Here is a 6,295-nt window from a genome sequence, read left to right as displayed (position 1 = left end):
GCCGCCCCCCTATTTTTTTGCTGTACTGGTATTTAGCCAGCGTACCCGTATTACGTTTTAGCCTGCTTCGCGGCTCAACGTAACACGGGGCTGGTGAGGGGCTATGCCCCTTCAATCCCCCTAAACCCACAGCCGGAGGCAGCGTGTCCAAGGTCCAAAAGATAACCACCGTCAGCGTCAGGATCGACAAGCCGACCGCCGCCGAATGGCGCGAGCGGGCGACCGCATCCGGGCTCAGTGTGTCTGACTGGATCCGGGGTGCGGTGGATGCCAATCAGCAGACGAATTTGCCGACGCCCCAGCGCCGTCCCGTCCGTGTCCGCGATACCAGCAACGATGCCGACCCGGCGTTGATGCGCCAGTTGGCCGGGATGAGCAACAACCTCAACCAGATAGCCCGAGCCCTGAACGAATGCCGGTTGGCCGGCTCGTCGGTGCAACTGGTGGAAGTGCTGGCCCTGCTGCGCAGCATCGAGGCTGAGGCAGCCCACTTGCTGCCCCAGTTGCCTCCTCCCCCCAAGCCGACCACCAAGGAGAGCAGCAGCGATGCACGTTAAATTCCTAGCCCACGGTACGGGCAGCGGCGCCCGCGCCTCGGCCTACCTGCTTGGGGCGCACGACCACACCGGAGCGGAGCGGGCCGGGGTGACGGTACTGCGGGGGGATCCGGCGCTGTTCGCGGCGGTGGCCGACTCACTGCCGTTCCAGCAGCGGTACTCCAGCGCGGTGATTTCGTGGGCCGCCGAGGAGGCACCGACCGCTGCCGAGATCGACGAGGTGCTGGCCGATTTCGAGGCGCTGGCATTTGCAGGACTGGAGCCGGAGGACTACCACATGACCGTCGTCCAGCACGACGAACCGGGCGGCGGGGCGCATGTGCACATCCTGATCCCCCGTGTTCACTTGGGCAGCGGAAAATCGTTCAACCCGGCTCCACCAGGTCAACGCGACGACTTCTATGCGGTCAGGGACAAACACAATCATGCCAAGGGCTGGGCGCGGCCAGACGACCCGCTCCGGGCACGGCTGCTGCGGCCGGATTTCGAGGCATACAAGGGCGACCACCCGGCCATCAAAAAACAGATCACCGACCACCTAATCGGGGCCACCGCGCAGGGGGTGATCACAAACGCCGCCGAGCTGCGAGCCTACCTGCAAGAATCGCTCGGGTGCGAAATCACGCGAACGGGCATGGATTACATCAGCATCAAGCCGGAGGGCTACCCCAAAGCCGTCCGGTTAAGGGGAGAGTTATATGGAGCATCTTGGACAGCAGAAAGAACGCTTGAGCGAGAGGCTCAAGCAGCGGCAAGAGCAGGAATTGGGCGAGGTGGAGAAGTTAGCGAAAGCGGTGCTCGACGAGCTCAAGAAAGACTTAAAAAAGCGTGTGAACGACGAGCTGAATACAACCGTGGGCGCTATCCGGGACGGGATAGAGGGATTGCCCCAACAGATCTCCGACTCGACCGACCCATTGAGGGAGGTCTTGGAGCAGGCCCGGAGCGAGGCCAACACCCTCAAGCTGATCTCCAGCGTCTGGCTCAAAGCCTTGCTGGTTGGGGTGTGCACCGCAGTGGGGATAGGGTTGGGGAGCTGGGGGGTATTGAGCTGGATGGGCAGCGAGGTTCAGCGGTTGAACAGCGAGATCAGCAGCGCGAAAGCCACGCTGGCGCAGCTTCCGACCGGAGTGACCTTCGTCCATCAGGGCGGCAAGAGCTACATCCTCGCGCCGACATTGGGGCAACCGTTCAACGTGAAGGACAGCGACAAAATGGCTGTGGAGGTGAAGTGAATGACCGAACTGGAACGGGTGCTACTCGACAGGCTGGAGCGGATAGAAACGGCACACCAGCAGCAAACGACGGCTTTGGAGCAGCAATTACAGCAGCAGGCGCGTTCTTTGAGCGAGTTGCAGATCGCTTGCACCAGCGCGCTGGAGAGTTGCGGGGTGTTATGCGGCGAGCTACAGCGTTCGTTCGAGACGTTGCAGAGCGGGGTAGAGCGGTCGAACAGAGCGACAACGACAGCGCTTGGCAGCTTAAGCAGCAGTGTCAACGACTTGAACGAGGCGCTGGACGCCTTGCAGAGGGCGCAGCGCTGATCGCCGACAGGGCTGCGGAGCTGCGAAAAGAGCAGCGGCGAGATCGTGGATTTAGCATGTGATATATCGTCACAGTGACAATAATTAAGGAGATCGGGTATGAAATCAGGTCGGTTGGGTACACCTGACACGGTGGCGCATATTCGCCAGTTCCCCCCGGTTGAGTACGAACTGGCGAGCTATCAAGGCTCCCCGTGGCTATGGGCCGATGGAAAGCCGCTGATCGACCTCCTCGATGCGACCATCGACTGGATGATCGATGACGACGGCAGTCGCTGGATCGTCATTGATACCGAATACCTGCGCCAGCAGGTGGCCCACTATGCCCTGCTGTCCGCCGATACATGGCGGCAACGGCTGCTCGATGCTGGCGTGGAGGTGGATTGAGGTGCGATTGAGTGATCGGTTTCCGGGGTTGATGCTGTGGCATACGGTGGCAGCTGTGGCCGCCGTGTTTGCGGCGAAAGCCCTGCTGTACTGGGTTGCGGACTGGTTGGGCCTTGGGCCGCTCTACAGCGCCTTGGCGGGGCCTTCTTGGGACGTGGCGGCGTGGATAGCGTTGGCAGCCCTGCTGCTGCGGTGGATGAAGGTCTAGCCCGTTCTGCCGCGCTGCGCTTGGCTGCCCCCGAGCTCGCTGCGACAGACTGCGCTAGTCGCCCCAGTTCGGGGGCGACATTGCAGTACTGCAATCGGGTTGTGACGGCGCTTGGATTGCGTGGTAAATTTAGGTATCACTAGGTAATACCTTTGGCTAACAGTGAGGTTTTATGTCCGCAGCTACCAAACCCATGTCTATCAAACTTGATAGCGATACCCAAAGCCGGATCAAGCAGCTAGCTGCTGCCCGCGACCGTTCAGCGCACTGGATGATGCGCGAAGCTATCACCCAGTATGTTGAGCGCGAAGAGCGCAAGGAGGCGTTCCGCCGCGATACCCTCGATGCTTGGCAGGAGTTTCAGGAGACTGGTTTGCATGTCTCTCTTGAGGAGGCCGATCAGTGGTTGGCTGGTTGGGGCACCGAGATTGAAGGTGGTGCACCTGCATGCCACAAGTGATCCTCTCTCCGGCTGCTCTGCGTGACCTTAAACGGCTGCGCGAGTTCTTGCACAGTAAGAGCCCGGTTGTTGCACAGCGAGCAGCCCAAACCATCCGTTCGGCGCTGGCCCAGCTCGGGCAACAACCCGCGATGGGGCGTCCTATTGAAGGGCTCCCGGAGGTGTTCCGCGAGTGGGTTATCCCCTTTGGGGACAGTGGTTATCTGGCGCGTTACCGCCTAGAGGGCGAAACCGTAGTGATCTTGGCTCTGCGTCACCAGCGCGAAGCCGGGTTTATTTAGGTCAGGGAGGTGTAATGGGTGGTTTGAACTGGGAAAAAGCTACTAAAAACGCTAAGGCAGACAAGCGAGCTACAGGGCTGGATCTCCTCCGCAACCCTGCTGATGAGATGAGCGAAATTACTCGGTTGCAGCAGGCTCGGCAGAAGAAGAACAGACCTACCCCAAGGGCAAAACTGGACGTTGTAGACGTAGCTCCTGAACTTGCAGGGCAAGCGGTGGGCGAGGCAATACAAAGGGGTCGGTTGATTGATAAGGCGTTAACCTTTGAAGAGCGCAAGGCGGCGGCATTAAAGCGTCACGCAGAGAAAACAGGTAAGACCTTGCCAGAGCCCAATAAGCCACAGAGCAAGAAGGTGCAGCACAAGGCCGATCAGGCAGAGAAAAAGCAACGAAGAGCAGCCAAGGCAGAACGAAGCAAGCAGCGTGCTGAATGGCGCAAGACTTTGCCGCCGGAGCAGGCTGAAGCGAAGATTAATCAGCTCAAAGCGGAAACCAAAGCCGCACGGAAGAACCGGGTGCCGGTTGACGACACTCCACCGTGGTAAACGAGAACCAAGATATGCAAGGTGATTTGGACCAAGAGGCTTGGGAGCGCTCACACATTGAGGCTGCATTGAGTGAGGCAGATACTGGTGACTTTTTGCCGGAAAAAGAGATGGCAGCGAAGTTCAATCAGTTGGGCCAGCGGAAAAACGCAGAGGCCGACCGTTGGAAGCTTGAGAACCATGAGGCCATCCAAGAACTGAATCGGATAGTCGAAGAGCGCGGCTTATTTTCCGATGGATTATTTGATGTCGAGCAGGTCATGGAGAGGGTTAGCAATGGAGAAGAGACCCTGCACTCACTGGACGATGTAGAACGAGAGTTAGGCTTTGATATTAGCGGGGAGTGACTGATGCGTAGACTGCCTAATAAATACGAGAGGTGCATCTTGTATCAGGGAGCTAAAGACGAGGCGTTTGCTTCACCTGGTGAAGAGTATGCAGCCGCATTTTATTGGTTATCGCGTATCGACTGGCTCGATTTAGACGAGGCCAAGGTGATTGCCCAGCAAGCATCAGAGAGAGTTATTGCAGTTCACGCATCAAGTAATTCAGATGGGGATGATGCAATTTTCGCTGTCGTTCGTGAGCGTTTGACCAGCCCAAAGAAGGGGGTCAGGAAGCATCTTGGAGAGCTGTGAAACTACTGGGATAGGTAACGTTGCCGAGGCAAAGTTAGTGCTGTAACGTATTGCCCAGAAAAGACAAACCCCGAACTACTGCGTTTCATCTTGGCGGAGGAAACAGTAATTCGGGGCCGTTCACAAAGAACAGGGAAAGCATAACACATGCAAGATATCAGACAACCCAGAACCGCCAATAAGGCGGTTAGCATTGCTAGGTAACTTCAAGCAACTCCTGCCCGAATTTGTCGAGTGTCAGCCCGTTAAGGGCGGCCCTACCTACTGGCTACCTCGCGATAGCGCCATGCAGATCGAACGCATCAGGGCGCATCTCAATGACCGTCATTGGCTGATGGTCGATCATGACAGTTCGCCAACTGTTCATGCCCACACCCTGTACGACATCGAGCCGAACGTGGTGGTCTACAACCAGACCAATCCCCATCGGCACCAAGCCTTCTGGCTGCTGAAAGACCCGGTTTATTGCCAGCCTGAGGTACGCGAGCGCCAGCCGTACCGCTATCTGACGGCCATCGAGGCCGCCTATGACGAGCATTACGGGGCCGATCTTTGCTTTGCGCGTCACATCCATCGTAACCCCTGCGCCTTCATCAACGATACAGACTGGCGGCACTGGCGGACACACACGCTTTCCGAGTTGGCTGAACCGGTGAATCTGTCGGTACGGCGAGCCAAGGCACTGGACCACTCCATAAACGCCCCTGATGGCCGTAATAACGCTTTGTTTGATGAGATGAGGCGATGGGCTTACCCACAGGTAGAAATCGCTCGTAGCGCGTCCTATGAGGTTTGGCATCGTCAGGTAGTGACACGAGCCTTGGCAATGTCAGAGCAGATCGTCAGTGACAGAGGGGCATTGCCTGCCCGTGAGGTGGGTTATGTGGCCAAGAGCGTGGCGGGATTTGTCTACTACCGCTACACCGGGGCGGGCTGCATCCTGACGCCAGAGCTGCGGGCCATCAAGGCCGAGCTGGGTCGGAAGGGCGGTCTTATCGGTGGCAAGGTGTCCAAGGGCGGGGGAAGGCCAAAATCAACGAACTGGGAGTTGTGGGAGGCGATCCAGAAGATGAAGGCCGAAGGGCATCCACATAGTTCGATAGCGCAGGATCTTAAAATCTCGGCGAGTACCGTCAGCAAATACGCCAAGATTTCAAAATAGCGATCGCGAAACAAAGCTATCAGTTGATCCCCCCCTTTGAGGGGGTCTTTTTCCCCGCAAAGGGGTCTCTTTAAGTCCTTACAATCATTCCAGAGAGAGGATCGTTGCGAGGGGGGTAAGGCCGTTCCCGAAGGGTTGTCCATCAGGCCGTGTGTTTGGCCTGTGGGCAATAGGTCTTATCCCCGGAGCTGTTTGTTCTCTGCTGTTCGCAGTGCCCGCAGGATCTCCCCGGCCTGTTCTGGGGTCAGCACCACCACCGACCCTCCATCCCGGATCGCTTGCATCTGGGCATCCAGCCCCTCCACCAATGCCCGATTTATCGTCACAGTAACGTTATTGTCCTGCTGCTTTGCACGGTAGGCTGCTTGTCGTTCTGCCCCTGTTTTGGCTGATCCGGTTTTTGGCCTACCCCGTCCGCGCTTGATGCCAAACATGTCCCCAGTCCCCTGATCCTTGGTGTCCTTCATGGTGTTATTTCCTGTCACTGTAACGGTAATTGATTATGTGTCACTG

At 57.8% G+C, this 6,295-nt stretch carries 12 protein-coding genes; 10 read left to right on the top strand and 2 right to left on the bottom strand.

Features of this window, described 5'->3' with window-relative positions; translation table 11 throughout:
- Positions 1-143 precede the first annotated feature (143 nt).
- Positions 144-557: a MobC family plasmid mobilization relaxosome protein gene (locus AACR93_RS19850; protein WP_043849774.1), complete on the top strand. Its 414-nt coding sequence runs from the start codon at positions 144-146 to the stop codon at positions 555-557.
- 136 nt (positions 558-693) lie between these two features.
- On the opposite strand, the gene AACR93_RS23170 is transcribed toward AACR93_RS19850, so the two are convergent.
- On the bottom strand, positions 694-1,095 hold the full coding sequence (locus AACR93_RS23170) for a hypothetical protein (protein ID WP_316942068.1): 402 nt from the start codon (positions 1,093-1,095) through the stop codon (positions 694-696).
- A gap of 160 nt (positions 1,096-1,255) precedes the next feature.
- Between AACR93_RS23170 and AACR93_RS19840 the strand changes: the two genes are divergently transcribed.
- The 9 genes from AACR93_RS19840 to AACR93_RS19800 all read left to right on the top strand — a co-directional run bounded on the left by AACR93_RS19840 (position 1,256) and on the right by AACR93_RS19800 (position 5,782).
- A complete protein-coding gene (locus AACR93_RS19840; RefSeq protein ID WP_043849772.1) occupies positions 1,256-1,792 on the top strand; it encodes a hypothetical protein in 537 nt (178 codons plus the stop codon).
- Complete coding sequence (locus tag AACR93_RS19835) at positions 1,793-2,101, top strand: hypothetical protein (RefSeq protein WP_043849771.1); 309 nt, start codon at positions 1,793-1,795, stop codon at positions 2,099-2,101.
- Between the two features lie 114 nt (positions 2,102-2,215).
- A complete protein-coding gene (locus tag AACR93_RS19830; protein WP_156152876.1) occupies positions 2,216-2,488 on the top strand; it encodes a hypothetical protein in 273 nt (90 codons plus the stop codon).
- A gap of 401 nt (positions 2,489-2,889) precedes the next feature.
- Positions 2,890-3,156, top strand: a complete 267-nt coding sequence (locus AACR93_RS19825) for a CopG family ribbon-helix-helix protein (RefSeq protein ID WP_231556881.1) — start codon at positions 2,890-2,892, stop codon at positions 3,154-3,156.
- Positions 3,144-3,437, top strand: a complete 294-nt coding sequence (locus AACR93_RS19820; RefSeq protein WP_011222050.1) for a type II toxin-antitoxin system RelE/ParE family toxin — start codon at positions 3,144-3,146, stop codon at positions 3,435-3,437. The genes AACR93_RS19825 and AACR93_RS19820 overlap by 13 nt, the downstream gene beginning before the upstream one ends.
- Positions 3,438-3,451: 14 nt before the next feature.
- Positions 3,452-3,982, top strand: coding sequence for a hypothetical protein (locus tag AACR93_RS19815; RefSeq protein WP_043849768.1), 531 nt, complete (start codon positions 3,452-3,454; stop codon positions 3,980-3,982).
- Positions 3,983-3,996: 14 nt separating this feature from the next.
- Positions 3,997-4,329 (top strand): type II toxin-antitoxin system CcdA family antitoxin, encoded by a 333-nt coding sequence (locus AACR93_RS19810; protein ID WP_052497043.1) that lies wholly within the window; start codon positions 3,997-3,999, stop codon positions 4,327-4,329.
- Between the two features lie 3 nt (positions 4,330-4,332).
- On the top strand, positions 4,333-4,620 hold the full coding sequence (locus AACR93_RS19805) for a hypothetical protein (protein ID WP_043849767.1): 288 nt from the start codon (positions 4,333-4,335) through the stop codon (positions 4,618-4,620).
- Between the two features lie 286 nt (positions 4,621-4,906).
- The gene (locus AACR93_RS19800) at positions 4,907-5,782 is read left to right on the top strand and encodes a replication initiation protein (RefSeq protein ID WP_128345676.1); all 876 of its coding nucleotides are present in this window, start codon (positions 4,907-4,909) and stop codon (positions 5,780-5,782) included.
- 176 nt (positions 5,783-5,958) lie between these two features.
- Here AACR93_RS19800 and AACR93_RS19795 read toward each other — a convergent pair whose 3' ends face one another.
- Positions 5,959-6,249 carry a hypothetical protein gene (locus AACR93_RS19795; RefSeq protein ID WP_043849765.1) on the bottom strand — a complete coding sequence of 97 codons (291 nt, stop codon included), beginning with the start codon at positions 6,247-6,249 and terminating at the stop codon, positions 5,959-5,961.
- Positions 6,250-6,295 lie beyond the last annotated feature (46 nt).

It is taken from the genome of Aeromonas sp. L_1B5_3 (genome assembly GCF_963866575.1).
Lineage (GTDB): Bacteria > Pseudomonadota > Gammaproteobacteria > Enterobacterales > Aeromonadaceae > Aeromonas > Aeromonas jandaei.
This window is presented reverse-complemented; position numbering and strand designations above follow the sequence as displayed.

Coding starts and splice junctions, on each gene's coding strand:
- AACR93_RS19805 (WP_043849767.1), top strand. CDS start 4,333: ATGCGTAGACTGCCTAATAAATACGAGAGGTGCATCTTGTATCAGGGA.
- AACR93_RS19820 (WP_011222050.1), top strand. CDS start 3,144: ATGCCACAAGTGATCCTCTCTCCGGCTGCTCTGCGTGACCTTAAACGG.
- AACR93_RS19840 (WP_043849772.1), top strand. CDS start 1,256: ATGGAGCATCTTGGACAGCAGAAAGAACGCTTGAGCGAGAGGCTCAAG.
- AACR93_RS19795 (WP_043849765.1), bottom strand. CDS start 6,249: ATGAAGGACACCAAGGATCAGGGGACTGGGGACATGTTTGGCATCAAG.
- AACR93_RS19815 (WP_043849768.1), top strand. CDS start 3,452: ATGGGTGGTTTGAACTGGGAAAAAGCTACTAAAAACGCTAAGGCAGAC.
- AACR93_RS19825 (WP_231556881.1), top strand. CDS start 2,890: ATGTCTATCAAACTTGATAGCGATACCCAAAGCCGGATCAAGCAGCTA.
- AACR93_RS19810 (WP_052497043.1), top strand. CDS start 3,997: ATGCAAGGTGATTTGGACCAAGAGGCTTGGGAGCGCTCACACATTGAG.
- AACR93_RS19800 (WP_128345676.1), top strand. CDS start 4,907: ATGCAGATCGAACGCATCAGGGCGCATCTCAATGACCGTCATTGGCTG.
- AACR93_RS19835 (WP_043849771.1), top strand. CDS start 1,793: ATGACCGAACTGGAACGGGTGCTACTCGACAGGCTGGAGCGGATAGAA.